Annotated in this window: 22 protein-coding genes; 13 read left to right on the forward strand and 9 right to left on the reverse strand. The window is 55.1% G+C overall.

All coding sequences use genetic code 11. The annotated features are described in order from the left end of the window. Positions 1-15: 15 nt before the first annotated feature. From ACODTD_RS20345 to ACODTD_RS20380, 8 genes are read right to left on the reverse strand one after another with little or no spacing between them, the layout of a single operon-like run. A complete protein-coding gene (locus ACODTD_RS20345; RefSeq protein WP_181457891.1) occupies positions 16-1,188 on the reverse strand; it encodes a glycosyltransferase in 1,173 nt (390 codons plus the stop codon). Between the two features lie 44 nt (positions 1,189-1,232). Next, positions 1,233-3,269: a class I SAM-dependent methyltransferase gene (locus ACODTD_RS20350; RefSeq protein WP_011335364.1), complete on the reverse strand. Its 2,037-nt coding sequence runs from the start codon at positions 3,267-3,269 to the stop codon at positions 1,233-1,235. Continuing rightward, positions 3,266-6,496 carry a glycosyltransferase gene (locus tag ACODTD_RS20355; RefSeq protein WP_489105135.1) on the reverse strand — a complete coding sequence of 1,077 codons (3,231 nt, stop codon included), beginning with the start codon at positions 6,494-6,496 and terminating at the stop codon, positions 3,266-3,268. The genes ACODTD_RS20350 and ACODTD_RS20355 overlap by 4 nt, the downstream gene beginning before the upstream one ends. Further along, a complete protein-coding gene (locus tag ACODTD_RS20360; RefSeq protein ID WP_011335362.1) occupies positions 6,493-7,524 on the reverse strand; it encodes an acyltransferase family protein in 1,032 nt (343 codons plus the stop codon). The genes ACODTD_RS20355 and ACODTD_RS20360 overlap by 4 nt, the downstream gene beginning before the upstream one ends. 50 nt (positions 7,525-7,574) lie before the next feature. Then, positions 7,575-8,333, reverse strand: coding sequence for an ABC transporter ATP-binding protein (locus ACODTD_RS20365; protein WP_011335361.1), 759 nt, complete (start codon positions 8,331-8,333; stop codon positions 7,575-7,577). Beyond that, positions 8,330-9,127, reverse strand: a complete 798-nt coding sequence (locus ACODTD_RS20370) for an ABC transporter permease (protein WP_011335360.1) — start codon at positions 9,125-9,127, stop codon at positions 8,330-8,332. Before ACODTD_RS20370 ends, ACODTD_RS20365 begins: the two co-directional genes overlap by 4 nt. Beyond that, positions 9,124-9,600 (reverse strand): GNAT family N-acetyltransferase, encoded by a 477-nt coding sequence (locus ACODTD_RS20375; RefSeq protein WP_221616033.1) that lies wholly within the window; start codon positions 9,598-9,600, stop codon positions 9,124-9,126. Before ACODTD_RS20375 ends, ACODTD_RS20370 begins: the two co-directional genes overlap by 4 nt. A 32-nt stretch (positions 9,601-9,632) precedes the next feature. After that, positions 9,633-10,760 (reverse strand): DegT/DnrJ/EryC1/StrS family aminotransferase, encoded by a 1,128-nt coding sequence (locus tag ACODTD_RS20380; RefSeq protein ID WP_011335358.1) that lies wholly within the window; start codon positions 10,758-10,760, stop codon positions 9,633-9,635. A gap of 835 nt (positions 10,761-11,595) precedes the next feature. On the opposite strand from ACODTD_RS20380, the gene ACODTD_RS20385 reads away from it, so the two are divergent. The 9 genes from ACODTD_RS20385 (at position 11,596) to ACODTD_RS20425 (ending at position 18,645) form a co-directional block, all read left to right on the forward strand. Continuing rightward, complete coding sequence (locus ACODTD_RS20385) at positions 11,596-11,880, forward strand: hypothetical protein (protein ID WP_011335357.1); 285 nt, start codon at positions 11,596-11,598, stop codon at positions 11,878-11,880. A gap of 177 nt (positions 11,881-12,057) precedes the next feature. After that, positions 12,058-12,354 carry an integration host factor subunit beta gene (ihfB, locus tag ACODTD_RS20390; protein WP_011335356.1) on the forward strand — a complete coding sequence of 99 codons (297 nt, stop codon included), beginning with the start codon at positions 12,058-12,060 and terminating at the stop codon, positions 12,352-12,354. A 27-nt stretch (positions 12,355-12,381) separates the two neighbouring features. Beyond that, positions 12,382-12,621 (forward strand): lipopolysaccharide assembly protein LapA domain-containing protein, encoded by a 240-nt coding sequence (locus tag ACODTD_RS20395; protein ID WP_041475389.1) that lies wholly within the window; start codon positions 12,382-12,384, stop codon positions 12,619-12,621. Between the two features lie 227 nt (positions 12,622-12,848). Further along, entirely contained in the window at positions 12,849-13,925 is a 1,077-nt protein-coding gene (gene rfbB / locus ACODTD_RS20400) for a dTDP-glucose 4,6-dehydratase (RefSeq protein ID WP_011335354.1), read from the forward strand. Continuing rightward, positions 13,922-14,815 carry a dTDP-4-dehydrorhamnose reductase gene (rfbD, locus tag ACODTD_RS20405; protein WP_011335353.1) on the forward strand — a complete coding sequence of 298 codons (894 nt, stop codon included), beginning with the start codon at positions 13,922-13,924 and terminating at the stop codon, positions 14,813-14,815. The genes rfbB and rfbD overlap by 4 nt, the downstream gene beginning before the upstream one ends. Beyond that, positions 14,812-15,702, forward strand: coding sequence for a glucose-1-phosphate thymidylyltransferase RfbA (gene rfbA / locus ACODTD_RS20410; protein ID WP_285354868.1), 891 nt, complete (start codon positions 14,812-14,814; stop codon positions 15,700-15,702). Before rfbD ends, rfbA begins: the two co-directional genes overlap by 4 nt. A gap of 53 nt (positions 15,703-15,755) precedes the next feature. Next, complete coding sequence (locus tag ACODTD_RS20415) at positions 15,756-16,679, forward strand: glycosyltransferase (RefSeq protein ID WP_011335351.1); 924 nt, start codon at positions 15,756-15,758, stop codon at positions 16,677-16,679. Beyond that, on the forward strand, positions 16,676-17,638 hold the full coding sequence (locus tag ACODTD_RS20420) for a UDP-glucose 4-epimerase family protein (RefSeq protein ID WP_011335350.1): 963 nt from the start codon (positions 16,676-16,678) through the stop codon (positions 17,636-17,638). The genes ACODTD_RS20415 and ACODTD_RS20420 overlap by 4 nt, the downstream gene beginning before the upstream one ends. After that, positions 17,635-18,645, forward strand: a complete 1,011-nt coding sequence (locus tag ACODTD_RS20425) for an MraY family glycosyltransferase (protein ID WP_011335349.1) — start codon at positions 17,635-17,637, stop codon at positions 18,643-18,645. The genes ACODTD_RS20420 and ACODTD_RS20425 overlap by 4 nt, the downstream gene beginning before the upstream one ends. A gap of 39 nt (positions 18,646-18,684) precedes the next feature. On the opposite strand, the gene ACODTD_RS20430 is transcribed toward ACODTD_RS20425, so the two are convergent. Next, positions 18,685-19,674, reverse strand: a complete 990-nt coding sequence (locus ACODTD_RS20430; protein ID WP_011335348.1) for a glycosyltransferase family 2 protein — start codon at positions 19,672-19,674, stop codon at positions 18,685-18,687. Between the two features lie 296 nt (positions 19,675-19,970). On the opposite strand from ACODTD_RS20430, the gene ACODTD_RS20435 reads away from it, so the two are divergent. The 4 genes from ACODTD_RS20435 to ACODTD_RS20450 all read left to right on the forward strand — a co-directional run bounded on the left by ACODTD_RS20435 (position 19,971) and on the right by ACODTD_RS20450 (position 25,451). After that, the gene (locus ACODTD_RS20435; protein WP_011335347.1) at positions 19,971-21,965 is read left to right on the forward strand and encodes a polysaccharide biosynthesis protein; all 1,995 of its coding nucleotides are present in this window, start codon (positions 19,971-19,973) and stop codon (positions 21,963-21,965) included. A gap of 445 nt (positions 21,966-22,410) precedes the next feature. After that, entirely contained in the window at positions 22,411-23,229 is an 819-nt protein-coding gene (locus ACODTD_RS20440; protein ID WP_011335345.1) for an ABC transporter permease, read from the forward strand. After that, positions 23,219-24,535 (forward strand): ABC transporter ATP-binding protein, encoded by a 1,317-nt coding sequence (locus ACODTD_RS20445; protein ID WP_489105136.1) that lies wholly within the window; start codon positions 23,219-23,221, stop codon positions 24,533-24,535. Before ACODTD_RS20440 ends, ACODTD_RS20445 begins: the two co-directional genes overlap by 11 nt. Next, complete coding sequence (locus ACODTD_RS20450) at positions 24,522-25,451, forward strand: methyltransferase domain-containing protein (protein WP_011335343.1); 930 nt, start codon at positions 24,522-24,524, stop codon at positions 25,449-25,451. The genes ACODTD_RS20445 and ACODTD_RS20450 overlap by 14 nt, the downstream gene beginning before the upstream one ends. Positions 25,452-25,458 lie beyond the last annotated feature (7 nt).

The following is a 25,458-nucleotide window of genomic DNA, read 5'->3' on the forward strand; positions in this document are numbered from 1 at the left end:
CTATCAAGGGGCTGATTAAAGAGAATCACTGCGTGAGAAGGCGAATTTGATCCGATTGATCAGTTTGTGTACCAGCAAACGTATTCCGCCTTGGGAATACACGGTTGCTGCGCGTACCCAAAGCGATTCGAATCGAAGAAAGCGCGTCATGACGTAGGATCTGAGTCGGTTGGTTCGCAACGGACTGATCTTGCGGCGTTTCATGTGCTGATGAACTTGAGCGAAGTGCTCGGACCATATGGTCGCCACGTGGGCGACCGAGTGTTTTTTGAAAACATCGTCGTAGGCTTTTGCTGCGATGCGTTCTCGCAGCGTCTTGTCTTCAATCAACCGACTGATCGCCGAATACCACGCGTCGGAGGTATTGGGCGAAAGAACCCCGGTTTCACCCTGGACGATTGATCGTTGATAGGGCGGCATGTCCGAATAGACACCGGGCAGGCCGCATGCCGAGTATTCCCTGTACTTGTTATTGGTCTTGCAGCGATTCGATGCATTGTCGATGAGCGGCGCGAGGCCTATCGACCATTGGCGCTCCTGCTTGAAATGCAGGAAGCCCGCATAGTCCGCAGTGTGGGGGAAGCAGCGAATACGATCGTTGAGCTCAAGATCGTTTGGGGCAGCACCGATAAACTCGAAAACGACCTGCGGGTAGGCTTGAAGAAGAGGGGATATGACAGGCTTGATAATATCCAGATCGTCAGCCCTCGAAGGGCTGCCGGCAAAACCTATTCGCAGTTCATCAAGCTCGATCTTTCGGGTGGGCTGCAACAAGGAAAAATCGAAGAACGAAGGCAATATTTCGATCTTTTCATTGAACTGAAATAAAAACTCCGCAAGCAAGTCAGAATTCGTCAGTACTCTGTGAGCGCTTGAAACGGCCATTTCCAGTGTGTGCCGAATCAATGGGTGCTGGTAATACTTGGCGATCGGTGAGTCGCCTTCGATTTTCCAGAAGTTGTCATCGATGTAGTAAATGTAAGGATGATTGGCGTTCTGCAGTTTCTCTATCCACAGTCGCAGGGAAGGATCGCCGCTGCGCACGAACAGTGGAATAGTGGTTTTGCGAATATCCGCTATCGTCAGTTCGGACAGAAACTTCTTCCGGTAGACAACACCATAGGATCGACAGGCGGACAGCATGTGCTCAATTAAATGAGTCGTTGCTATCTCGCCTTCGATAACCATCAGGATATCTATTTTTCCCTTCATCAAGCTGCGACCTTTGACCATTACTGGAGAGCAGCAAACGGGAAGTATTTGGTGCGCTTTTTCATGATGGAATACTGGCTGACTTCGTAAAGGGCAACCGGTACATCGGAGTCCCTGACGAAGACACGCAGATACCAATTGGCGTCCAGGGTGGCCGCTGTCGGAAGTTCGAATCGAGTCGGCACCTCGGGATCGATGTCGGCGAGAGGTAGAACGACATGGGCAACAACTTCGTCATTGCTGGAGACGATCTCTACGCCCAGCAGGCCGAGTTGCCCGCGCATCAACGGTCGAACCGCGAGCAATACGCCGCCCAGGTTCTCCTGACGAAGTGGCATCAGGTATTCGCGATAGGGAACGTTGCGCAAGTCATCGCCAAGTGTCAGCACGGGCCGAGAGGTCTTGAGCAGGTGTTTCTCAGTAAAGCTTCTGAGCGGCGTGAAGGCCGGGGAAATCGAATTCCACAGCGAGCTTTTACTCTTGTACAGCGACACCAGTTGCAGGGAACGCGAGGAGCGATACTCCCGGACTTCCGATTGAAGACTGTCAATGACCTGCAATGCTTCGTGGCGCGATTGACTGGCCTGGCTCTTTGCAGTGCTGAGAGCCAGGTTCAGATGTTGCACTTCCTGGGCGAGAGGCGATTGAGTCAGTGCTGCTTTCTTCGTCGCCTGCTGGGCGTTGATTACGTCCTGCTGGAGGCGATGCTGTTCGATGTTCCAGGTTTCTTCCTTGGCGCGATACCAGTCGATGATGCCGTTGGCTGCAACGAGTTCGGCTTTGACCAGAGCAACTTTGGCATTGGCAATGGCCGACACTTCCAGGCGGGAGCGCAGCTCCTTGTTTTCCTGCGTCTGATCCAGCAGGGCCTGATGAGCCGCCGAGGTATTGGACTGGGCTTCTGCCAGGCGTTCATGCAGTTCATTGACGAGCAGCAAGGCGTCGACATTGTCGCTTTCAAGTTTGGCGTTCTGTTCGCTCAGGCGGTTTATCTGTTCGCTCAGTTGTTCCTGTTCCAGTTGAGACTTCATCAACCGGGTCTTGCCTTCGTGGATCTGAGCCGAGAGGGCTTCAGCCTTTTCATAGGCACTCATCACCTGCAACCGCAACTGGTGGTTGTCCGCCCGGGCTTCATGCAGCAGACGGTCAGTCAGTGCACGGTCCTCGGTCAGCTCATTGATGCGCCGCTCCAGCAGCGTATCGGTGGTAATCGCCGAGGCCGCCGCAGCGGCTTGTGCTGCCAGTGCCTGAGCAGCTGCGGCTGCTGTCGATTGTTCCGCCGCCGCGGCTTGTGCCGCGTTTGTCGCTTGTGCCAGTTCGGTTTTCAGGCCCTCGATTCGCTGACGAAGAGCGGCTTCCGACTGAGTGAACTTCTGGATGATTTCGTTTTGCTCGTGCATCTTGAGGTGCCTGATGTAATGAGGTTCATAAGGTTTGAATGCGCTGACGTGATCTTCGTAGCTGACGCCAGGCGAGCATTCATCACCTTTCCAAACGATCAACTGGTACATGATCTGGTCACATACGTTGAAGCGCTCGTTACGAAACTTTCTCTTTTGCTCGAGCGGTAGATGCAGGTACTCGGGGAAGTAGAAGAACTCCATGTTGATCAGTCGAATATCGAGACCGGGATTGGAGTTGTCTGACTTTGAAAGTCCCCAGGGGCGCTTTACCGGATCCGCATAGTCCGCTTCATCCACCGGTGTTTCCGTGTGGTCAGTCCAGAAGCGAGGCGTGTGCTCGTTGAAAATCGTGATGTGGTAAGGGTTGGCGATATTCAGTTTCTGTTCGTTATAGGGGGCGATAATGCATACCTGTGCCCCATGCTTACAGACGCGATAGATTTCGCGCATGGTGAACATCAGATCCCGGGCGTGTTCCAGGAAGTGCGACGAGAACAACATATCGACCGAATCATCTTGCAGCGGAATGCCAAGATCGATATCGGCCAGCATATCGACTTCCGGCATCGGGAATCGATCGATGCCGAAAAATCCTTCCTGTTTGCGTTTCCCGCAACCCAGGTCAACGTTCACCACTTCATTCTCTAATGTCATTTATCCAGCGCTCTGCTTAATTGGCTGATCTGACTGCGGGTGGTGTTCAGAGTTGCAAGCAGCATCTGTTCATACGAAGACGCCGAGGTCCTGGACGAGTTGTCGCCGGGCTTTTGTGCAGCTTTGCGGTGCCGGGCGAACTCCTCGAATGCCTGGTTGTACAGATCCACCAGTTCGGAGCGGACGTAGGTCGGGCGGGCAAGGAATTTCATGGATCGCTGCGCACGATCGATGATTTCCAGACGCTGCAATTGTGACAACCGGATGTACTGCGATACTGCCGCTGCCATGGCCTCTGGACTGTCGTCCTGGGCGAGGAAGCCGCTGTAGCGATGTTTGATGATTTCCCCTACGCCGCCGACAATTGTTGAAACAACGGGTATACCCATGGCCATTGCCTGCAACATGGTTTGAGGCATGGACTCATCGGTAGCCGATATCAACAACAAGTCGCACTTATCATAAAACGGTTTTGGATCATCGATAAAACCATGAATGATGAATTTATCTTTATATTGGCTGGCTTCAATTAATGAAGTGCACTCGGCCAGGTATTGATTGTGAAACACCGTGTAGCCGATCAGGTCCAGCGAAACATCGAAGCCGGCATCGTTGAGCAGGATTGCCGCCTGAATTGCGCCGAGTTGGTTCTTTCGCGGCTGCAGCGTGCCGGAGACAAGAATTCGCAAGGCATTGCCGCTCTTGGCTGCACGGGCGCGATTGGTAGCGAAACTGGCGAAGTAATCGTCGGCGACCGGGCAGACGATACGCCGGGCCGGACTTTTCGACAGGCTCGACCATTTGAAGCCATGAGTCAGCGAGGAGCAGTGGATCGAGTCGGCAAAGTGAACGATGGAGTTGCCGGCGCCCTCATAAAACTGGTGGACACTGGCGCTGCAGGGAATGCCCAGTTGTTTGGCCAGCAGGCTCATGGTCGGTGACCATGTCGCAAAGTGCAGGAAGCCGACTCTTTCCGGCTCGAGGCAATTGGACAGATGCCTTGCTGCCGCCTCATCCTGCGGCTGAAACGGACGCTGCGGTTGCGGACTGTCGATATACCCCGAAGGCCATTGCTCTTCGAGCAGGCACGCCCCATTCGTTGCGGCGTCCCAGCGCGCCTTGAAGATCGGGCCGTAGGTGGCATCCTGCGGAACGATGCCGACAACGCGGAAACCCAGCGAAGCCACGAGGCTGGCGTGGCGGATCAGGTGCAGCGTGGCGCCGCCCAGCGCTGTTTCGTGGAAGGCATAGGCAATGGCTTTGTCACCCAGTCTGGAATGCAGGCGAACGGCTTCGCAGCTGGCAAGGAAGTCGTAGAACTGCGATTCGGTGGTATAGCGCGAAAGCACCAGTTCCCGGGCGTTTTCCAGCATCTGGTCACGCTTTTGCTGGCCCATTTCGTAGCAATGATTCAGCGCCTGTTCCCAGGCCTCGACCGTGTTTTCGACCTTCACACAACAGGCATCTGGAATGTCGGAGTAGGGTACGGCATCGGTGAAGATGCCGATGGCGCCGGCGGCGACTGATTCCAGCAATTTGACCGGGCTTTTGCTGCGCGCGGCGCGGGTGCTGAAGTCCAGGGGAACCAGTGCGATGTCGAAGCTGGTTTCGCTCAGGTCGCGAATATAGCTTTCGTAGACGTGAGTGAACGGTTTGAAGAAGACCGGACATTCCAGTGTGCCGAATTTCTCCGGATCCAGACCCCAGAAGTGAAACTCTACCGAATTGGCGTGGGCGCTGGCGAAGTTCGCAAGTGCTTGCCAGAGCTCGCGCAGAATATCCTCGCGCACGGCACCGGACATGATTGCAACTTTCAGACGCTTGCCGCGGCTATAGGTGCGTTTTTGCACGAACCGGGCATGAATGTTGGTATTGAGCCGAACTGTTTTACTGTTGAGCTCGCGCAGGTCTTCATTGATTGCATCGCTGTAACCGATGCAGGTGTCGACCGACTGGATCTGTTGCGCGATGTTCTGATAGGTCGGTGTGCCAGGCGCAAGAAAGCTGTGTTGGGGACCGACTTCATGGAAGTGCAGCATGTTGTCGTCCATCAAGTAGGCCAAAGGCATATTGCCTTTCTGGTTCTTGACGAACTGGCTGCCGGCAACGCCGACAGTGCGATAGAGCACGGTCACATCCACGCCCGCCAGATCGATGACCGGCAGGTCGTTTTCCTTGACGAAAGTGCTGGTGATCGCCCGCTGTTCTGCCAGTTGCGTGAAGTTGTGGATCGTGACATCCACCGATGTCGAATAATCCGGTTTCACGGTCAACAAGTGCAGCTTGCGTCCTCGAGCGGCCGCTGCGACCGCCATTTCGGAGTCGCTGCAGTAATCATTGAACTTGGTCAGGAACGGCGCGGCTTCCATGCGCCGGTATTCAATGATTTCCGCATCGGTGAACGTATCGGCAAATTGCGACAGATCGATGACGTCGTAGTCGTTGATTTTTGCAGGGGTCAGCAAATGATCGCGTGATATCGCCAGGCTCTTTCTGTACCGCGCGAAGAACAATGGAATTTCCTTGCCCAGCGAGTCGACCAGGTTGGCCCGTACATGCGACGTCACTTCGTCGACCCAGATAAAGTCGGCGTGTTTGGCGAATCGCAACCACAGATCATAGTCCGAGTAACGGCGCATCATGACGTGCGAGTCATACATGCCTGCGATATCAAACAGGGACTTGTGGTGCATGACCGTGTTGTTGGCAATGTAGTTGCCGTTCATCAACAGGCCATAGTTGAACGGTCCGCCCAGCTTGCGGGTAGTGATCGACCCGTCGGCGAGAGCGATGTCGACGCTGGCGTTGGCATAGGCCACTGCAGGTCTGGTGCACTTTTCCAGCTGCTCGACACGCACTTGCAGGCTGTGCTCGGTCCACATGTCGTCGTCGAACTGGTAGGCAATGTATTTGCCTTTCGCCCGCAGTGCCGCCTGGTTGACGCGCAAGGCCGGCAGGCCGCTGTTCTTGTGGTACGAATGAACAATGATGCGCGGATCTTTCTTCAGGTATTCCTGCAGGACGGCCGCAGAGCCGTCCCGTGAACCGTCGTCGACAATGATCAGTTCAAAGTTTCGGTAACTTTGTGCCAATACACTGTCGATGGATTCCTGCAGCGGCCCGTGGCCGCGGGAATAGGTCGGGAGAATCACCGTGACCTTCGGTTTCGACGGTGCCTTGGAACTGGCATGAATCTTCAGGTCAGAGGAGAAATCACTAAATTTCATGGCTGCTCCAGGGGCTGGTTCTGATGAAGCGAGCTTTGGCGGGTCAGAAGTTTATCTACGGCCGGGCGAATTTTGGTCTGATAGAGCCAGTACTCGAACTTGCCGAACAGAAAGGCTGCCGGCAATGCAATCGCGGTCATGATCGCAATCGAGGTGTAGAGATCCACACCGTGAGGTTTGAGGGCCAGGAACAGGCAAAAGATCACCGGCATGTGCATCAGGTAGATGCCGTAGGAGTAGTCGCCCAGTTTGATGAGAAATGCTGGAAGTGCGGGCAGTCTGATCAGTGCCAGGATAGCGATGGCGCCCATTGTGCAGATGATGGCGGTATAGCGCTGTTCAGGAAAATACACCGCCTCCAATGCCATGACGAAGAGAGCGGCATAGGCAATCCCGTTTGTCGGCTGGAAAAGCAGGCGCGACAGGAAGAAACCGACGATGAAGTAAATGTTCAGCGTCGAAATAACGATTTCACTCAATGTCGGCATGGCGACACTGGTCTTGATGCCTGCATTGGCAAACCCAAGGATGACCAGCAACCAGGCAAACATGGCAATGTTCAACAGTTGTGGTCTGGCCTTGAAGGCAATCATCGCCAGGAACACCAGTGCGTAGAAAAATACTTCGTAGATCAATGTCCAGTATGGGATCTGGAACGTCCCGTTCAGCGAGCCGACCGGAATCAGCAGCATCGAAAGTGTGCCGCTGTTCAAAACAGGACGGTAACTGGAGAAAACAAGGAAAATCAGCGAGGCAACAATGACGGCAATGAAAAAGGCCGGGTAGATGCGCGCGAGTCGGTGCGCAGCGAACAGGCTTGGTTTCTTGTCTGTCTGCAAGGCGATGACGAAGCCGGAAATGATGAAAAATACGAAGACACCGATCGATCCGAAGCTCAGTCGCAAGAAGCCTTGCAGGGAATCGTTATTGATTTGTCCGGAGAAGTACACCGCGTGTTGAATGAAAACCAGCAGTGCAGCAAGCCACCGCAGGGCTTGAATGTTCTTTAAGTTATAGGGGGTCGTCATGTTGGCTCGCTATCCTAGCTGTAAGTCTTGGCCGGAAAAGGTTGAGATTTTTATTGAGCGTTGGTGTGCGCTTCGTTGTAACGCTTGACGATTTCGTCGGTCGGGCCATCCGCGACAATCTGGCCTTTATGCAGCCACACCGTGCGGGTGCAGAAGTCATTCAGCAGATTGAAGTTATGGGTGGTGAACACCAGGATTTTTCCCTGTTCCATAAATTCGAACATGCGGCGTTTGGCTTTTTCCGCGAAGGAAATGTCACCGGCGCCCATGACTTCGTCGATCAGCAGGATTTCCGGGTTGATGCTGGTCGACACGGCAAATGCCAGACGAATGAACATCCCGGAGGAGTAAGTACGTACCGGGTAGTCGAGAAAGTCGCCGAGCTCAGTGAACGCGGCGATTTCCGGCAGCTTTTCTTCGATGGCATCGGCGGACATGCCCAGCAACAGTCCGCGAATACGGATGTTGTCCCAGCCCGACTGATTCATCTCGAAACCGGTGGCGAACTCGAACATCGGGCAGACGTGCCCTTTGATCGAAACCGATCCTGCGGTGGGCGGATAAATGTCCGCCATGACTTTGAGCAAGGTGCTCTTGCCGGCGCCATTGAGCCCGATCAGCCCGACACGCTCACCATGGTTGATTTCCAGGTTGATGCCTTTGAGCGCTTCGATACGATAGTTGGTGGCCGTATCGACATTGCGCGTCAGCAACTTGCGCTTGAGCCAGCTTTTCAGTCCCTCTTCACTGCTGAGTGCACCTTCGAAGGTGATGTCGACGTTTTTCAGAATCAGCGATGCACGAGTCATAAGAGGAAAACCACACGAGAATCAAGCTTGTAGGCGACAAGCAAAGCGGCTACCCAGGTGGCCAGTACATACACACCGGCGTACAGGTAGTTTTCCGGCAGGGCAAGTTCACCCTGAATGATGGGGTGTCGTACCACGTCGATGAGGTAATAGAGCGGGTTGAACTGATAGATGAACCCAAGTCCTTTCTCATGGAGCAGTTTGATCGGGAACATGATCGGCGTGATGAAGAACATCATCTGCAGCATGACGGCCATGGCATGGGGAAAGTCGCGAAAACGTGCGCCCAGATAGGCGCTGACCGCGATATGACCCAGTGCCGCCATGATCAGCAGGGCCAGCCCCGGAAGAGCGTACAGCCAGCCGAGCGGAGTGATCTCGTTGAAGAACAGTTGCACGGGGATCACGACGGCAATGCCGATCAACAATACGATCACGCTCGAGATCAGCGTTCTCAGCAGGTAAATCTGCTTTGGATAGGAGAACTGTTTTATGTAGCCCTCGGCCCTGACGAACGTGGCGCTGGCATCGGTGATCGATGCCACGATAAAGCCCCAAAGGGCGAAACCGCAGGCCAGGTAAGGCAGAAACTCGTGAACAGGTTGGCCGAACAGCAGACCGTAGATGAGCCCGACACCCGTCACAAAAAAACCGGTCGTCAGCACGATCCACAGGGGACCGAAGAATGACCGGTGAAATTTTGCCTTGATGTCCTGAACGCCCAGGTAAGTCCAGACGCGCCACATTTTCAATGCGCGCGTGCTATCGATAAACAGCCTCGTGACACTCGTCATTCAGTTCTCGCCTGTTTTTTTCGAAGGCCCATTCTGATGAGGCCGTCGTAACGCTGCTCTTCACAAAAACCGTGTTTGCGGTAAAGGTGAATGGCGCGATCGTTGGTCTCGATGACTTCGAGAAAGACATAGTCCAGATCAAGCGTGTGCCAGCAGATATCCAGCAGTACACCACAGGCACGACCGATATGGCCGCGACCCGCCTGATCGGCGTCAACCAGAAAACGACCGACTTCAGCGGTGCGGTTCTGCCAGTCGATGCCATAGACGGACGCCTGGCCGACCAGCTTGCCGTCTGCTTCGACGACAAACAGAAAGTCGGTCTCGCTCGGCTGATAACGCTGATGAAACCAGTTGGCATGCTGCTCGTAAGTGAGAGGCGTCGAAGTTTTGAACCAGACACGTGCCTCGTCCCGGTTTCTCCAGGACAAGGTCTCGTGCAGGTCACTCTCTTCGATCAAGCGAAGGCGCATTGCGCCTTCATCAAACGAGGGGAGTGAGCGCTTCATTTTGCGTAGCGGATCAGCAGTTCGCACACGGTGTCGACGTCGGCACGGGTCAGCCCCAGATGCATCGGCAGCGACAGGATTTCCTGGCTGGCCTTGGCTGCATTCGGGCAGGTGCCGGCACCGAACGAATACATCGAGTACTCGGTGTTATCGCGGTAGTGCACGCCCGGGTAGATCTGGTGCTCGTTCAGCGCGAGCATCAGAGCATCGCGATCCTTGACGCGAATCTGCAGCAGGTGGGTCGAGGACTCGCAACCTGGTGTTACGTTGACGATGTCGATCTTGGTCTGGCCGGCCAGGTTCTCACGGTACCAGCTCGCCAGCTGACGACGGTAGGCGTTGTCCAGGTCCAGGTATTTGAGCTGAACCAGGCCCATGGCCGCCATGATCGAGTTGCCGTGGTATTTGTAGCCCAGCTCTTCAACGTCGTACATCCACTTGTACGCGCCTTGTGCGGCGGTGCGAGCGAAGGTGTCTTTGTTGATGCCCAGCCAGCTCAGCTTGCGAACCCGCTCGTCGTCTTCTTTACTCTTGAAGCAGATCATGCCGGAGTCGGCGGTCGGCAGGTTTTTCACAGCCTGGAAGCTGAACACGACGCAGTCGGCTTCTTGGCCAACATGTTTGCCGTTGACGCGAGTGCCTGCCATGTGGGCGGCATCCAGGATCAGCTTGATGTCGTGCTCTTTGCAGATTTCGACGATTTTCTGGTACTGGCCGATGTTGCCACCGATGCCGACAAAGATCAGAGCCTTGGTTTTTGGCGTGATGCGCTCGATAACGCTTTCCGGGTCAAGGCACAGCGATGCGTCGACGTCCGCGAATACAGGCTTCATGCCCGCATACAGAATGGCGTGGTTGGTCGAAATGAAGGTCAGTGGCGTGGTGATGACTTCATCTTCATCGCTCCAGCCGAACTTGGTCTTGTACAGTTCTACTGCCAGGTGCAGGCCAACGGTGTTGGAGCTCAGGAAGTGGGCATTCGGCAAACCGGTATAGGTTTTCCATTCCTCTTCCATGGTCGCGGTTTTGAAGCCGAGACCGGTCCAGCCTTTTTCGAGGCATTCGCGAATGGCAGCGAGGCATTCATCAATACGGAATTTTGGTACGAACAGCTGAATCGACATGGAATGTCCTTATAGGTAGATCAGGCTACAAACTGGGGGGTTGCCTTACTTACCGATCGAGGTTGTGCAAGAGTTGGGCGTATGAACCTGGATCAATGCGGTGACATCGACACCAGATCGCAATTTTTTTGAGGGTGGATCCGGTCAAGCTGGGTATCGCGGTGCTGGCAGATATGTGAACTCCATGTCTCGACTCCAGTAAAAGCTGGAGAAAAGTCTTCTCACAGGTGAACGTCAGTTTTTGCAATGACTCTGCTGGCCTCGCAACGTCAGAAACACGTATACGCTTTTGAGCCAAACCTCGGCATTCGAGCTGCGGAGGCTTTGAAAAACTTCGTGAGTTGCCTATATGCAAGGTAAAACATCAGCGCTTTTCGTGGGGGCCAAGTCGGCTTTTTCATCACTTAACTCGTGACTTTTCCGATGATGCGTACAGGTTTTTCCTACGCTTGGCGCGGCGATAATAACCATTTATGACGGTCTAGACCATCATTGGGATCCGACTGGTATCGGTTCTCGTCTGAAAGTGGATTGCATTTCGCGCCCCCGTGGCGGCAGGTTTGGGGCGTGACAGGCTGTGCTTTTGTGGTGTTTGGAAGTGTTCATTGAATTATTTTGTAACAAGAACGGGGTAAGGTTTTAAGGGGGTTGGTCGGGCTGAATCCGTCTTTTTTCTCGTGAGGCGTGCGTCCCGTTCTGCCTGAGGTGAAATGGGCTTTTTCAAGTGACGGGCATTAAAAAGGAAACCAAGTTCGGTGCCTTGTGGTCTTTTCTGGACGGGGCGGATCTGAGCTGCCTTTGCAGGGTGTTGGTTGTGTCGGGGGTAGGTAGGGGGATGAACAGGTTTATCGTTGTTGCGATGTTGCTGATCCTGGCGGGCTGTACAACCAACAGTAAAACCCATGTCGTTCGTGGCGAAACCGGTGTACGTATCGATTGTTCGGGGCTTGGCTCCAGTTGGGAGAAGTGCGAAAAGCGTGCGGCTCGCGAGTGTCCGGCGAAGGGGTACAAGGTCGTGGCCAGGTCCAGTGATTCCAAGGAGGACGCCGAGGACTATCCATTCGGCTGGAACCCGGCCGGATACCTGACGCGAACGATGTTTGTGATCTGCAAACCGTGAAAAACACTGCCGGGACGGGGTCGGAGTTCCTGAGGTTCGGGCTGGCGCCCGCCGCGGCTCCGGGCCCTGTAAAGTTGAACTTGCGGGTTCGTCAATACTCAGGCTGTTCAAAATCTTCAGCGCATGCTAAAACCCTTTGTAGCGCGGATCTAGCTGCTTGAAAAAGAAGGGAAAAACATGACGAAGTCGGAGTTGATCGAACGAATTGTCACCCATCAAGGGCTGCTCTCATCCAAAGATGTGGAGTTGGCCATCAAGACCATGCTTGAGCAAATGTCCCAATGCCTTGCTACCGGTGATCGCATAGAGATCCGCGGGTTTGGCAGCTTCTCCCTGCACTATCGCGCACCGCGTGTTGGGCGGAACCCGAAAACCGGGCAATCCGTCAGCCTTGACGGTAAGTTCGTTCCACATTTCAAGCCGGGCAAGGAGTTGCGTGACCGCGTGAACGAGGAAGAGGAGGGCGAGCTTTGATTTCGTCGAGATTTCGGAGTGTCGGTCATGCGTAACTTCAAGCGTGCAGGCTTCGTCGTATTTTTCCTGTTATTGGTCCTGATGCTGCTGGCATTTGTCCTTGAGAATCAACAATCGGTCTCGTTGCTGTTTCTGGGATGGGCGGGGCCCCAGTTGCCTGTCTCTTTGATCGTGGTGCTGGCATTGCTGGCGGGCATGATAGTTGGCCCGCTTATAAGAGGTATTCTACGTATTGTGCCGCGTGTTTCACGCAAGCGGCCTGTTTAAGGCCGATGCCCTTCAGACGTGCGTATGAAATTGCACAGCAGCTTGTCCATATCCATTAGTAAATCTTCCGGTAAACTGTAAAATGCTACGCCGTTCCGATGGTGGTTATCCCTGTCGGTGCAGGCTGTTTCTATCGAAAGCCTCCGCAAAGTTGATGGCTTTTGCATTCATGGATCAGGCAGGGCCCGGTTGGCGGTCCTCTCAGTAACTCAAGGGTATGGTTTCGCGTGAAAATTCTAGTCACCGGCGGTGCAGGTTTTATCGGTTCGGCAGTCATCCGACACATCATTTCCAATACCACCGACTCCGTTGTCAATGTCGATAAGCTCACCTATGCCGGCAACCTTGAGTCGCTCGCCGAAGTCAGCCAGGATTCGCGTTACGCATTCGAGCGAGTCGATATCTGTGATCGTGATCAGATCGACCGTGTTCTGCGTGAACATCAACCAGATGCCATCATGCACCTGGCGGCCGAATCCCACGTCGATCGTTCCATTTCCGGCCCGTCCGAGTTTATCCAGACCAATATCATTGGCACCTACACTCTTCTCGAAGCGGCCCGCCACTACTGGGCGGCCCTCGATGATCAACGCAAGGCCGCTTTCCGTTTTCACCATATCTCCACCGACGAAGTTTACGGAGACCTTGAGGGTCCCGAAGATCTCTTCACGGAAACCACGCCGTATCAGCCAAGTTCGCCTTACTCGGCCAGCAAGGCCAGCTCCGACCACCTGGTTCGCGCCTGGGCTCGTACCTATGGCCTGCCAACGCTCGTTACCAACTGCTCGAACAACTATGGTCCTTGCCACTTCCCCGAGAAGCTGATCCCGCTGATCATTCTCAACGCGCTGGAAGGCAAGCCGCTGCCTGTTTACGGCAAGGGTAACCAGGTGCGTGACTGGCTTTATGTCGAGGATCACGCACGCGCCCTGTACAAGGTCGTGACCGAGGGCGTTATCGGCGAGACCTATAACATTGGCGGCCACAACGAAAAGCAGAACATCGAAGTGGTGAATACCCTTTGCGCCCTGCTTGACGAACTGCGTCCTGACTCCGCTCACCGTCCGCATGCCAGCCTGATCACCTATGTTCAGGATCGTCCGGGACACGATCAGCGTTACGCGATTGACGCCAGTAAAATCCAGCGTGAGCTGGGCTGGACGCCCGAGGAGACCTTTGAAAGTGGAATCCGTAAAACGGTCGAGTGGTATTTGAGCAATACTGAGTGGGTCGCTCACGTGAAGAGTGGCAGCTACCAACAGTGGATTGACCAGAACTACGCAGGTCGTTCGACAAAGGCATGAGAATCCTCCTTCTAGGAAAAAATGGCCAGGTGGGCTGGGAGCTGCAACGCTCCCTGGCGCCACTGGGCGAGCTGTTGTCCCTTGATCGTCAAACCGTGGGCGGTTTGTGTGGTGATCTCACTGATCTCGAAGGTCTGCGCGCGACCATTCGCACGGTCAGGCCAGACGTGATCGTTAATGCCGCCGCCTACACTGCCGTAGACAAAGCCGAATCCGAGCGGGAGCTGGTTGATCTGGTGAACGTCAAGGCGGTGCAGGCCTTGGCCGAGGAGGCATTATCCCTGGGCGCATGGCTGGTTCACTATTCAACGGACTACGTTTTCAGCGGAGAGGGCACTACCCCCTGGCTGGAAGACGCTGCAGTTGCACCGGTCAATCACTACGGTGCCAGCAAGTTTGCCGGGGAAGAGGCGGTCGTTGCATCCGGCTGCAAGTACCTGATCTTTCGTCCAAGCTGGATCTACAGTGCTCGCGGCAACAACTTCGCCAAGACCATGCTTCGCCTGGCCAGAGAGCGTGAAGAACTGAATGTGATCAACGATCAGATCGGTGCGCCGACCGGTGCGGATCTGATCGCCGATGTCACTGCACACGCCATTCGCCAGGTTTTGCAGCGCCCGGATCTGGCAGGTGTCTACCACCTGGCGGCGGCGGGTGAGGTGTCATGGCATGGCTATGCCCAACATGTTGTCGAAGTGGCGAAAGCGCATGGCGAGACGCTGGCTGTGATGTCGATCAATCCGATTGAAACGGCAGCCTATTCGACGCCTGCGCGTCGTCCCCGGAATTCGCGATTGAATACCCGGAAGCTGCGTGACAATTTTTCTCTACACTTGCCGGATTGGCAAAGTGGTGTAACCCGAATGCTTATGGAAGTTCTGAATAAATGACCACGACAAATCGTAAAGGCATCATCCTCGCTGGCGGCTCGGGCACTCGTCTGCATCCGTTGACCCTTGGTGTTTCCAAGCAGATGTTGCCGATTTACGACAAGCCGATGATCTTCTATCCGTTGTCGGTACTGATGCTGGCCGGCATGCGTGAAATCCTGATTATCTCCACGCCGGAAGATTTGCCCTGTTTCAAGAAGCTGCTGGGTGACGGCAGCCTGTACGGTATCAAGTTGAGCTATGCCGAACAGCCATCTCCGGATGGTCTGGCGCAGGCGTTCATCATCGGCGAAGAGTTCATCGGCAAGGATCCTTGCTGCCTGATTCTGGGCGACAACATCTTTTACGGTCAGCACTTCTCGGACAATCTGCGTTCTGCCAGTGCCCAGGCGTCCGGTGCTACCGTGTTTGGCTACCACGTTTCCGATCCGGAGCGTTTCGGTGTCGTCGAGTTCGACAAGACGGGCCAGGCACTGAGTATTGAAGAGAAGCCACTGAAGCCGAAGTCCAACTACGCTGTTACCGGCTTGTACTTCTACGACAACGATGTGGTCAGGATCGCCAAAGGCATCAAGCCATCGGAGCGCGGAGAGCTGGAAATCACCGACGTCAACCGTGCCTATCTCGAGCAGAAGTCGCTCAAGGTGGAGATGTTGGGTCGTGGTTTTGCGTGGCTCGACACCGGTACGCATGACTCGCTGCTTGAGGCCAGTCACTTCGTTCATACGATCGAGCAGCGTCAGGGCTTGAAAGTGGCATGTCTCGAAGAGATCGCCTATCACAATGGCTGGATCACTGCCGAGCAGCTGTCCGCTCAGGCCGACGCGTTGAAGAAAACCGGATACGGGCAATACCTGCAGAAACTGCTGGATTCACCTGCTCACTGATTGGAAATTCGTTTTCCTTTCAATGCTGCGTTCAACCGGTAAGCAGGATAGGCATGCCAGTAAACCCTCCTAAAGTTGCCGTGTTGCTGGCGGCCTACAACGGCATGCAATGGATCGAGGAGCAACTTTGCTCGATCCTTTCTCAGACAGGCGTTGATGTGACTATTCACATCAGCGTCGATCCCTCCAATGATGGCACCGAATCCTGGTGCGCATCGTTCGCCGCTCGGCATTCGAATGTCGTTCTGTTGCCGCCGGCAGGGCGTTTCGGAGGAGCATCGCGCAACTTCTTTCGTTTGATGCGTGATGTCGAGCTGGGCGCTTACGATTATGTCGCTTTCGCCGATCAGGACGACATATGGCGTCTCGACAAGCTGGAGCGTGCCTGCCGTTTGTTGCGCCAGCAGAGCGCGGACGCTTACTCGAGCAATGTGTCGGCTTTCTGGCCTGATGGTCGTACTCACTTGCTGGACAAGGCTCAGGCTCAAGTCGAATGGGATTATCTGTTCGAGGCTGCCGGCCCCGGCTGCACTTATGTTTTCACTCGGTCATTGGCAGGCGCGATCAAGGCGTCCATGGTTGCCAACTGGCAGGCGTTGCAGGAGGTCAGTCTGCATGACTGGTATTGCTATGCATTTGCCCGAAGTCATCGGTATTCATGGGTGATCGATCCTGAATCGACCCTGCAATACCGGCAGCATGAGCGCAATCAGGTCGGTGCCAACACTGGGCTCGGTTCATTGGTTGTCCGGTACAAGAAAATCCACAACGGTTGGTGGTTTTCCCAGGCTCGACTGATCGCCCTGCTGGTTGGTAAGGAGCAGGATCCTTTCGTTCGTGGCTGGCAGGATTTGCGACGCTGGCAGTTACTGAAGCTGTCCCTGAGTGCCTGCAGGTGCCGGCGCCGGGGCAGGGACAAGTTGTTCTTTTTCTTCGTGTGCTGGCTGACCGCGCTGGTTGGAAACAAGGCCGAATGAACATGCCAAGAGTGTTGGTAACCGGCGCCAGAGGATTTGTCGGTGAGGCGGTGGTCTTCAGGTTGCTGCTTGATCGGCGAGTGGTTCCGGTGGCTGCCGCCAGGGGCGAGACGCGTCTCAAGGGTTTGTGTCCGATTGTGTCGCTGGAGCTCGGCGATCAAGCTGCGCTTCCTGATTTGAACGGCATTGACGTCATTGTGCATGCCGCTGCGCGGGTGCACGTCATGGACGATTCGTCCTCTGATCCGCTGGCGGAATATCGGCGGGTGAATGTCGATGGGACCCTCCAGCTGGCGCAGCAGGCCTCAGCGGCGGGCGTCAAACGGTTTATTTTCATCAGCAGTATCAAGGTCAATGGCGAGCAGACCGAGCCTGATCGGCCATTTACTGCGCTGGATCGGCCCATGCCGAAAGACCCGTATGGCGTTTCCAAGCTGGAGGCGGAGCTTGCCTTGCAAAAGCTCGCTCAGGAGACCGGCATGGAAGTGGTCATCATCCGGCCGCCGTTGGTCTACGGGCCGGGAGTCCGGGCAAACTTTCTCAGCATGATGCGCTGGCTCGATAAAGGCGTGCCGTTGCCGTTCGGTGCGATCGATAATCGTCGAAGTCTGGTTTCGCTGACCAATCTTGTCGATCTCGTGGTGACCTGTATCGATCACCCGAAGGCTGCGGGGCAGGTGTTTCTTGTCAGTGATGGCGAGGATCTGTCGACGACCACGCTCTTGAGCGGCATGGCGCGTGCGCTCGGGAAAACAGCGGCGCTGGTGCCGCTCCCTGCGGTATTGCTGACATGGCCTGCCAAGCTGCTTGGAAAAGGAGCGTTGGCGCAGAGGCTCTGTGGCTCCTTGCAAGTCGATATCAGGCATACACGAGAGGTGTTGGGTTGGACACCTCCCTCTAGGGTGGAGAGGGCATTGCGCCAGACCGCTGACTACTACCTGGATACCAAGAACAGATGATTTTCTGGAGTATTTTGCTTGTCGTTTTTCTCCTGTCCTGGGGGTTGACGCTGGTCTTGCGGCGTTACGCGCTGGCCAGAAGCCTGATGGATGTGCCGAATGAGCGCAGTTCCCATTCGATTCCAACGCCCAGGGGAGGCGGTGTTGCGATTGTGGTGGCATTTGCCCTGGCTTTGCCGTTGCTGGTCGCGGCAGGGCTTTTCGAACAGGCCGCGATGATCGGTATTCTGGGCGCCGGATTGTTGGTTGCAGTGATTGGCTTCGCCGATGATCACGGACATATCGCTGCCCGTTGGCGTCTGCTTGGGCACTTTATTGCTGCCGGCTGGGCGTTGTTCTGGATCAAGGGTCTGGCGCCTGTCCCATTGTTTGGCGCACTGGTTGACCTGCGATTGCTTGGCGACCTGCTTGCCGTGATCTATCTGGTGTGGATGCTCAATCTGTATAACTTCATGGATGGCATTGACGGCCTGGCCAGTGCTGAAGCCATCAGTGTCTGTCTGGCGGTCTGCGTTGTTTACGGCTGGTGCGGCCATCCCGACTTGATCGGTGGCGCGCTGGTTCTGGCTGCGGCTGTCGCCGGTTTTCTTTGCTGGAATTTCCCGCCTGCACGGATCTTCATGGGGGATGCGGGCAGCGGGTTTCTCGGCATGGTGCTGGGAGCCATGGCGCTTCAAGCGGCGTGGGAGAAACCGGAGCTGCTGTGGAGTTGGTTGATTCTGTTGGGGGTTTTCATTGTTGACGCTACCTGGACGCTGGTCCGGCGGTTGCTAAAGGGCGACAAGGTGTATCAGGCTCACCGTAGTCATGCCTATCAGCATGCTGCGCAACGCACTTCGAGTCATCTGGCCGTCACATCGGCGGTGGTGGTGATCAACGTGGTCTGGTTGTTGCCATGGGCGTTGCTGGCTGGAACCGGTGTTGTGCCAGGTGTTCTGGGCTGTATGGTCGCCTACGTGCCGTTGGCATTCATCGCCTGGAAGTACAGGGCTGGCCTGGCAGCGTAAATCGTCGTACTGACAGGCGCGGGCCCGTCAGTCGTCCGCTTAGATCTTGTTCATCAGCGTAGCGACGATCAGGCTGATGTTGCCTTTGAGTGTCTGGCGGTGGACTCCGCTTTTTCGCATCCGGTAAAGCCGTCCCGGCAGGCTGCTGCGTCGAGCGGTTTCGAACAGCTCCAGTACCTGCCTGTTTCTGTCGGTCAACCTGTCGCGAACGGTATGCAGGATGCTGAGGTTCTGGGTGCTCCACTGGCTGAAGCGTCCCGTGAACATTTTGCGCAGTCGCAGGATCTGGTTTTTCAGATCGGCGTTGGCGCCGATCAGATTCCCTTCATGCTGACGGTAATGGAGAGAGGGGGTCGGGTCGTAGATTACCCGTCCGCCGCAGCCGGTGACCAGCAAGTAGGTCAGCCAGTCATGTGCGACGACCGGAGCGTCATCGGCTACTCGCAGCAAAAGTGCGCGTGCAGCATTATTGATCAACATTGTGTTGGCGCCGGCGATGCTTTGAACCAGTGCGTTCTCGAAGCAGGGTGTTCGCAGAAACAGAGGCGAATAGCCGATAGGCTCGAGACTTGAATTGACCAGTGCAGTTCGAGAGCAGTACAGGGCTGGGGCATTCCCTTCTTCAGGCAGCAAGTCGAGACTTCGGCTAAGTTTGTTTTTAAACCATATATCGTCTTGGTCGCTGAAACAAAAATAGTCGGCAATGATTGACGGGTTTTTCACAAGTGACAGAAAGTTTCTGGCAAACCCCTTTCGAGGTCCCTGCAGAATGACCAGTCGCTCACTGCCCAGTCGAAGTTGGTAGTCTTTCAATATGTCCAGTGTTTCGTCAGACGAACCGTCATCCGAGACGTAGATTGCCCAGTTCTGATGGGACTGTTCAATAAATGAATCGAGTTGCTCTTTTAGAAAACGCGCGCCGTTATAGGTACAGACCAGAATTGCAATTTTCTTGTTGTTTTGATCAGGCGTATCGGGTGCTGAGGAGTGCTGTATTTCAGGGGTTGATTCTTGGTTCGGCTTGTCCATGAATTTGATCTCTGGCTCCCTGATCATGCAGCGATTCGACATAAAGATATTACGGAAAGAAAAAGGCGTTAACGGCTGGCTTTGATATCGGGCGGGGTCGCTGAGCAGCAGGCGTCGAGCGCCGGTAAAGGGGTGCAGCTTAACAGACGCGCCGGGGTGCTGACGAGCGGTCAGGGCGCAGATGGCGTAACGCGGGGCGCCGGCCGGTCACTTGGCAGTCGTATTCTCTGGTTGAAGGAGGATACAATGCAGGTTGGTTTATAGTTCATGGAGTGGGACGGTGATCGGGCGATTCAATGGATAAAATGCGAGCATTTCTGCTGGGTTTGCCGCGTCGTCAAAAACGACTGCTGCAGGTGGCCACCGACGTCGTTCTCGTCTGGGGGGCGCTGTGGCTGGCATTCATCGTTCGCCTCGGAATCGATGATATGTACAACCCCATCAAAGTGCATGCCTGGCTATTCGTCTGTGCCCCGCTTGTTGCAATACCGCTGTTTATTCGATTTGGCATGTATCGCGCGGTCATGCGCTACTTCGGCAATGATGCACTAATTGCCATCATCAAGGCGGTCAGCCTTTCTTCACTGATACTCGCAGTAGTTGTCTACTGGTACAGCAATCATGAAAGTGTTGTCCCCAGATCCATCATTTTCAACTACTGGTGGCTGAGTCTGGTGATCATTGGCGGATTGCGCCTGTGCATGCGTCAGTATTTCATGGGTGACTGGTTCACCGCAGCCCAGCACGTACCGTTCACCAGTCGCGACGATGGCCTGACCAAGGTGGCGATCTATGGTGCCGGAGTCGCCGGTAATCAGTTGGTCGCGGCTCTGCGAATGGGGCGAGTCATGCGCCCGGTGGCGTTCATCGATGATGATGCGAGTATCGCTGATCGGGCCATTTCGGGTCTGCAGGTCTATAAGCCCAAGCACATTCAGCAAATGATCGACGTGACGGGAGCGCAGGAAATTCTCCTGGCGCTGCCTTCATCCACTCGTGCCCGTCGCCGGGAAATCCTCAATTTGCTGGAAGGATTCCCACTGCATATTCGCAGTGTTCCAAGTTTTACCGACCTGGCCAGCGGCCGGGTGAAGGTCGATGACATTCAGGAAGTCGACATCGCGGACCTGCTGGGGCGCGACTCGGTGCCGGCCCAATCCGACCTGCTGGCTCACTGCATTACCGGCAAAGTGGTGATGGTGACAGGCGCGGGCGGGTCGATCGGTTCGGAGCTCTGCCGGCAAATCTTTCTGCTTGGGCCGATAACGCTTCTGCTGTTCGATCACAGTGAGTTCAATCTATACAGCATTCTGTCCGAGCTCGAACAGCGCATCGCGCGCGAGTCTGTCTCTATTCGTCTACTGCCGATTCTCGGTTCCATCCGGCATCCTCACAAACTCCTGGATGTCATGAAGACGTGGGGCGTGGACACTGTCTATCACGCGGCCGCCTATAAACATGTGCCCATGGTTGAACACAATATTGCCGAAGGTGTGCTGAATAACGTGATCGGCACCCTCAATACGGCGCAGGCAGCACTGCAGGCAGGTGTTTCCAACTTTGTTCTGATTTCCACCGACAAGGCTGTGCGCCCCACCAATATCATGGGCAGCACCAAGCGACTTGCCGAGCTGACCCTGCAGGCGCTGAGTCGTGAGCTGGCCCCTGTACTGTTCGGCGACAAGGCCAATGTGTCTCGCGTCAACAAGACGCGATTCACCATGGTGCGTTTCGGAAATGTGCTGGGTTCGTCGGGGTCGGTGATTCCGCTGTTCCATAGCCAGATCAAATCCGGCGGTCCGCTGACGGTCACTCATCCCAAGATCACCCGCTATTTCATGACGATCCCGGAAGCCGCGCAGTTGGTGATCCAGGCCGGCTCCATGGGGCAGGGGGGAGATGTCTTTGTGCTGGACATGGGAGAGCCGGTCAAAATTGTCGAGCTCGCTGAAAAGATGATTCACCTGTCCGGCCTCAGTGTGCGTTCGGAAAAGAATGTGCACGGCGATATTGCAATCGAATTCACCGGGTTGCGGCCAGGGGAGAAGCTCTATGAAGAACTCCTGATCGGTGACAATGTTTCGGCGACGCCTCACCCCATGATCATGAGTGCCAACGAGGACCTCATTCCCTGGGACGTGCTCAAGGTTCGGCTGTCGGAATTGCTGGCTGCAGTCGAAAAGGACGACTACTCCCGCGTTCGGCAGATTTTGCGCGAAACCGTCAGTGGCTATGCGCCTGATGGAGAAATTGTCGACTGGATCTATCAGCAGCGTCGCCTCGACCCTTGAACGTGCGCGTGTGAGTAAAGAACGCGTTGCGAGTGATAGCTGATCCGGCCTGTAAGCGTCATTGCCAGCCGCCCGGTTGGTGGAGCCCCAACCGGGCGGCGGTGTTCTCCGATGGCGTTTTACGGTATCCTCGGCGGGCCTTTCTGGCTGGGGTCAGGGCGCTGTTTTTTATATTTGCACAGGATTGCGCGGATGTCCGGATTCAACAAATCTCATGCTTCTCATTGATAATGAAGGCATGGATTTTTCATATTTCGAGAAACTTTCGAACTGTAAACCTTTAGATGCTATTTCGTGGCCATGGACTGCAATAAAAAGGGCGGCGTTGTTGTGATTGTCGCGTTTTTTTGTCGTTCGTTTTTGTATTCAAAGAATGGAAGATGTTTGGTATGACGGGCAGTGCGGTCCAGCGTAAGTTTGGTGTCAACTCAGAGGCCATTGCCTGATGCAAGATTTTTCTACATTACCGCGTGAAATGGTTGCCAGTCTGGTTCGTAACCGGACGTTGATAAGGGCATCTATCAAGCGGGAGGTACTGGGGCGCTATCGTGGATCGGTTCTGGGTGTGCTCTGGTCGTTTTTCAACCCGGTCTTCATGCTGGCTGTCTACACATTTGTCTTCAGTGTTGTATTCAAGGCGCGCTGGAGCGGTGGCAGCGATTCGAAAACCGAGTTTGCCCTGATCCTGTTCGCCGGTCTGATGGTATTCAGCCTGTTTGCGGAATGCATCAACCGGGCGCCGGGCCTTATCGTGTCCAATGCCAACTATGTGAAAAAGGTGGTGTATCCCCTGGAAATTCTTCCCTGGGTAAGCCTCGGCGCAGCCATGTTCCATGCGTTGATCAGCCTGGGTGTGTGGATGCTGGCCTACCTGATTTTCTTCGGCGTGCCACACCTGACGGCTCTGTATCTGCCCCTGGTGATCATGCCCCTGGTGTTGGTGATGATGGGGCTTTCCTGGGGATTGGCGTCTCTGGGAGTCTATTTGCGGGATATCGCGCAGTTCATCGGCATTCTCACTTCCGTGCTGATGTTTCTGTCGCCTATTTTCTATCCGGCCAGTGCGTTGCCCGAGGCGTATCGGCCGGTACTGATGCTTAACCCGTTGACGCCAGTCATCGAGCAGGCCCGGGATGTACTGTTTTTTGGCCGTGCTCCGGATTTTTCAATTATCGGTATTTATTTCCTTATAGGGCTGCTGGTCATGTGGTTAGGCTTTGCCTGGTTCCAGAAAACACGCAAGGGGTTTGCCGATGTCCTCTGATTCGGATATTGCGATCAAGGTTGAAAATCTGAGCAAGTGTTACCAGATTTACGACCAGCCCCACGATCGTCTGAAGCAGTTCCTGGTGAAGGGCCGCAAATTCTATCGAGAGTTCTGGGCGCTCAACGACGTTTCCTTTGAGATCAGGAAAGGTGAGACAGTCGGTATCATCGGTCGTAACGGCAGTGGCAAGTCCACGCTGTTGCAGATGATTTGCGGCACGCTCAATCCAACCAGCGGCAGTGTACAGACCCATGGTCGTATCGCTGCGCTTCTGGAGCTGGGTTCAGGGTTCAACCCCGAGTTCACCGGACGCGAAAACATCTACATGAATGCTGCGGTGCTGGGTTTGAGCACCGAGGAAACCGACGCCCGCTACGACAGAATCGTCGAGTTCGCGGACATCGGCAGCTTTATCGAGCAGCCTGTCAAAACCTATTCCAGCGGGATGATGGTGCGTCTGGCGTTCTCGGTGGCGATTCACGTGGAACCGGACATCCTGATCGTCGATGAAGCGTTGTCGGTCGGCGACGCCTACTTCCAGGCCAAGTGCGCAAAAATGATCCAGGGGATCATCGCGGCAGGCTCGACGGTCTTGTTCGTCAGCCATGACACCGCCTCAGTCAAGTCACTTTGCAGTCGGGCCCTGTTGCTCGAGTCCGGGCGAAGTCAGTATCTGGGCGATGTGAACACGGCAGTGGAAAAGTATTACTCTGCCTTGATCGAAAGCCAGCGTGTGGACCGAGGCCCCGAGGAAGTTGTCAAGCAGACTGCGGCGGTGGCGTCGGAATATACCGATGGTGTCGAGTCATTCCAGTCCATGGCCAGTTTTCAGCGGATACAGAATGGTGTTGCCGAATTCATCAACGTAGCGTTGCTGAACGAAAGCGGTCTGATGATCGACACTGTGGACTTCGGCCAGACGGTGGTGCTGCGCCAGGTGGTGCAGGTCCACAAGTCTGTTCCCAGCCTTGGCCTGGCGTACCACATCCGTGACAAGAATGGGCAGGACATCATCTACTCCGATACCGGTATCGAAGGTAACCGGCATCTGGTCGATGTCAAGGCCGGCAGTGTGCACGTGATTGAGTGGACGTTTACCGCGCATCTGAGAGAAGGACACTACTCTGTTTCTTCAATGCTCGCAGAACCGGTCAATCTGAATATCGGTGAGGTCGTCGTCGCGGACTTTGTTCCCATTTCGACGAAGTTCTCACTTTCCAGCGCGGGACATCCACAGATTTACGGAGCCGCGTACTGGGGTAACAAGGTAAGCATGCGAGAAATCAAAAATGGCACAGACTGATCAGAAACTTCACCTCGGATGTGGCTCGGTCACATTCCCCGGCTGGATCAATATCGATCTTGACTCCCCCACGGCCGATCGATTGCTCGATCTCACTGAGCCGTTGCCGTTTGCGGATTCCTCGGTCAGCCATATTTTCAACGAGCATTTCATTGAACATGTCACTCGGGAACAGGCCGTAGCGTTCCTGAAAGAATGCTTTCGGGTACTGACGCCTGGTGGCGCGATTCGGATCACCACGCCCAACCTGCGTTTCCTGACCCACTCCTATTTTTCGGACAGCAAAAACGAGTGGGGCGATCTCTGGCAACCGAATTCGCGATGCCAGATGATGAACGAGGGAATGCGTTCCTGGGGGCATCAGTTTGTCTACGATGCGGAAGAGCTGACCCGGGCGATTGGTGAGGCCGGATTCAAGTCCATTGTCTTTCAGTCGTATCGCAAGAGTGCGGATGAAGTTTTTTCCGGCCTTGAGTCCCGTCCGTTTCACAACGAGCTGATTGTCGAGGCACGCAAGTCTTCGGCCGTTGACGTGGACGTCGATTTTTCCGCGGTCACTGAAAATGAAGCGACCTGGCTTTCAAGCGGCGCCGGCAGCGTACAGGCCAATGAACACGCTTCGGTGCAAATGGCGCTGGAGTCTGCTGCACGCGCGGAGTTCATCGAAGTTCAGTCCGCGCGCATTCGCGAGGTCGAAGCGGAGTTGCTTGCCCAGCAAGCGCTCGTTCAGCAACAGGCCGGCAATGCCGATGCAAGGGTTGCGGAAGTTGCGGGCATCTCCCGATCGCTAGCGGCTCAAGTGCAGGCGAACGAAGCGCTCAAGTCGCAACTCGATGAGGCCAGGGCTGAGCTGCAGGCCTATCAGGCGTCCTGGTGTGGACGCATCAAATCTTTCTTTAACAGAACTGCACAATAAGTTTCGA

The sequence above is a fragment of the Pseudomonas sp. FG35 genome (genome assembly GCF_057809295.1).

What these genes read in the sequence shown, in the direction of transcription:
- ACODTD_RS20415 (WP_011335351.1), top strand. Translation starts at nt 15,756, where the DNA reads ATGCCAGTAAACCCTCCTAAAGTTGCCGTGTTGCTGGCGGCCTACAAC.
- ACODTD_RS20360 (WP_011335362.1), bottom strand. Translation starts at nt 7,524, where the DNA reads ATGACGACCCCCTATAACTTAAAGAACATTCAAGCCCTGCGGTGGCTT.
- ACODTD_RS20365 (WP_011335361.1), bottom strand. Translation starts at nt 8,333, where the DNA reads ATGACTCGTGCATCGCTGATTCTGAAAAACGTCGACATCACCTTCGAA.
- ACODTD_RS20375 (WP_221616033.1), bottom strand. Translation starts at nt 9,600, where the DNA reads ATGCGCCTTCGCTTGATCGAAGAGAGTGACCTGCACGAGACCTTGTCC.
- ACODTD_RS20395 (WP_041475389.1), top strand. Translation starts at nt 12,382, where the DNA reads ATGCGTAACTTCAAGCGTGCAGGCTTCGTCGTATTTTTCCTGTTATTG.
- ACODTD_RS20425 (WP_011335349.1), top strand. Translation starts at nt 17,635, where the DNA reads ATGATTTTCTGGAGTATTTTGCTTGTCGTTTTTCTCCTGTCCTGGGGG.
- ACODTD_RS20385 (WP_011335357.1), top strand. Translation starts at nt 11,596, where the DNA reads ATGAACAGGTTTATCGTTGTTGCGATGTTGCTGATCCTGGCGGGCTGT.
- ACODTD_RS20435 (WP_011335347.1), top strand. Translation starts at nt 19,971, where the DNA reads ATGGATAAAATGCGAGCATTTCTGCTGGGTTTGCCGCGTCGTCAAAAA.
- ACODTD_RS20445 (WP_489105136.1), top strand. Translation starts at nt 23,219, where the DNA reads ATGTCCTCTGATTCGGATATTGCGATCAAGGTTGAAAATCTGAGCAAG.
- ihfB (WP_011335356.1), top strand. Translation starts at nt 12,058, where the DNA reads ATGACGAAGTCGGAGTTGATCGAACGAATTGTCACCCATCAAGGGCTG.
- rfbA (WP_285354868.1), top strand. Translation starts at nt 14,812, where the DNA reads ATGACCACGACAAATCGTAAAGGCATCATCCTCGCTGGCGGCTCGGGC.
- ACODTD_RS20370 (WP_011335360.1), bottom strand. Translation starts at nt 9,127, where the DNA reads ATGACGAGTGTCACGAGGCTGTTTATCGATAGCACGCGCGCATTGAAA.
- ACODTD_RS20450 (WP_011335343.1), top strand. Translation starts at nt 24,522, where the DNA reads ATGGCACAGACTGATCAGAAACTTCACCTCGGATGTGGCTCGGTCACA.
- ACODTD_RS20440 (WP_011335345.1), top strand. Translation starts at nt 22,411, where the DNA reads ATGCAAGATTTTTCTACATTACCGCGTGAAATGGTTGCCAGTCTGGTT.
- rfbD (WP_011335353.1), top strand. Translation starts at nt 13,922, where the DNA reads ATGAGAATCCTCCTTCTAGGAAAAAATGGCCAGGTGGGCTGGGAGCTG.
- ACODTD_RS20345 (WP_181457891.1), bottom strand. Translation starts at nt 1,188, where the DNA reads ATGGTTATCGAAGGCGAGATAGCAACGACTCATTTAATTGAGCACATG.
- ACODTD_RS20430 (WP_011335348.1), bottom strand. Translation starts at nt 19,674, where the DNA reads ATGGACAAGCCGAACCAAGAATCAACCCCTGAAATACAGCACTCCTCA.
- ACODTD_RS20420 (WP_011335350.1), top strand. Translation starts at nt 16,676, where the DNA reads ATGAACATGCCAAGAGTGTTGGTAACCGGCGCCAGAGGATTTGTCGGT.
- ACODTD_RS20350 (WP_011335364.1), bottom strand. Translation starts at nt 3,269, where the DNA reads ATGACATTAGAGAATGAAGTGGTGAACGTTGACCTGGGTTGCGGGAAA.
- ACODTD_RS20355 (WP_489105135.1), bottom strand. Translation starts at nt 6,496, where the DNA reads ATGAAATTTAGTGATTTCTCCTCTGACCTGAAGATTCATGCCAGTTCC.
- ACODTD_RS20380 (WP_011335358.1), bottom strand. Translation starts at nt 10,760, where the DNA reads ATGTCGATTCAGCTGTTCGTACCAAAATTCCGTATTGATGAATGCCTC.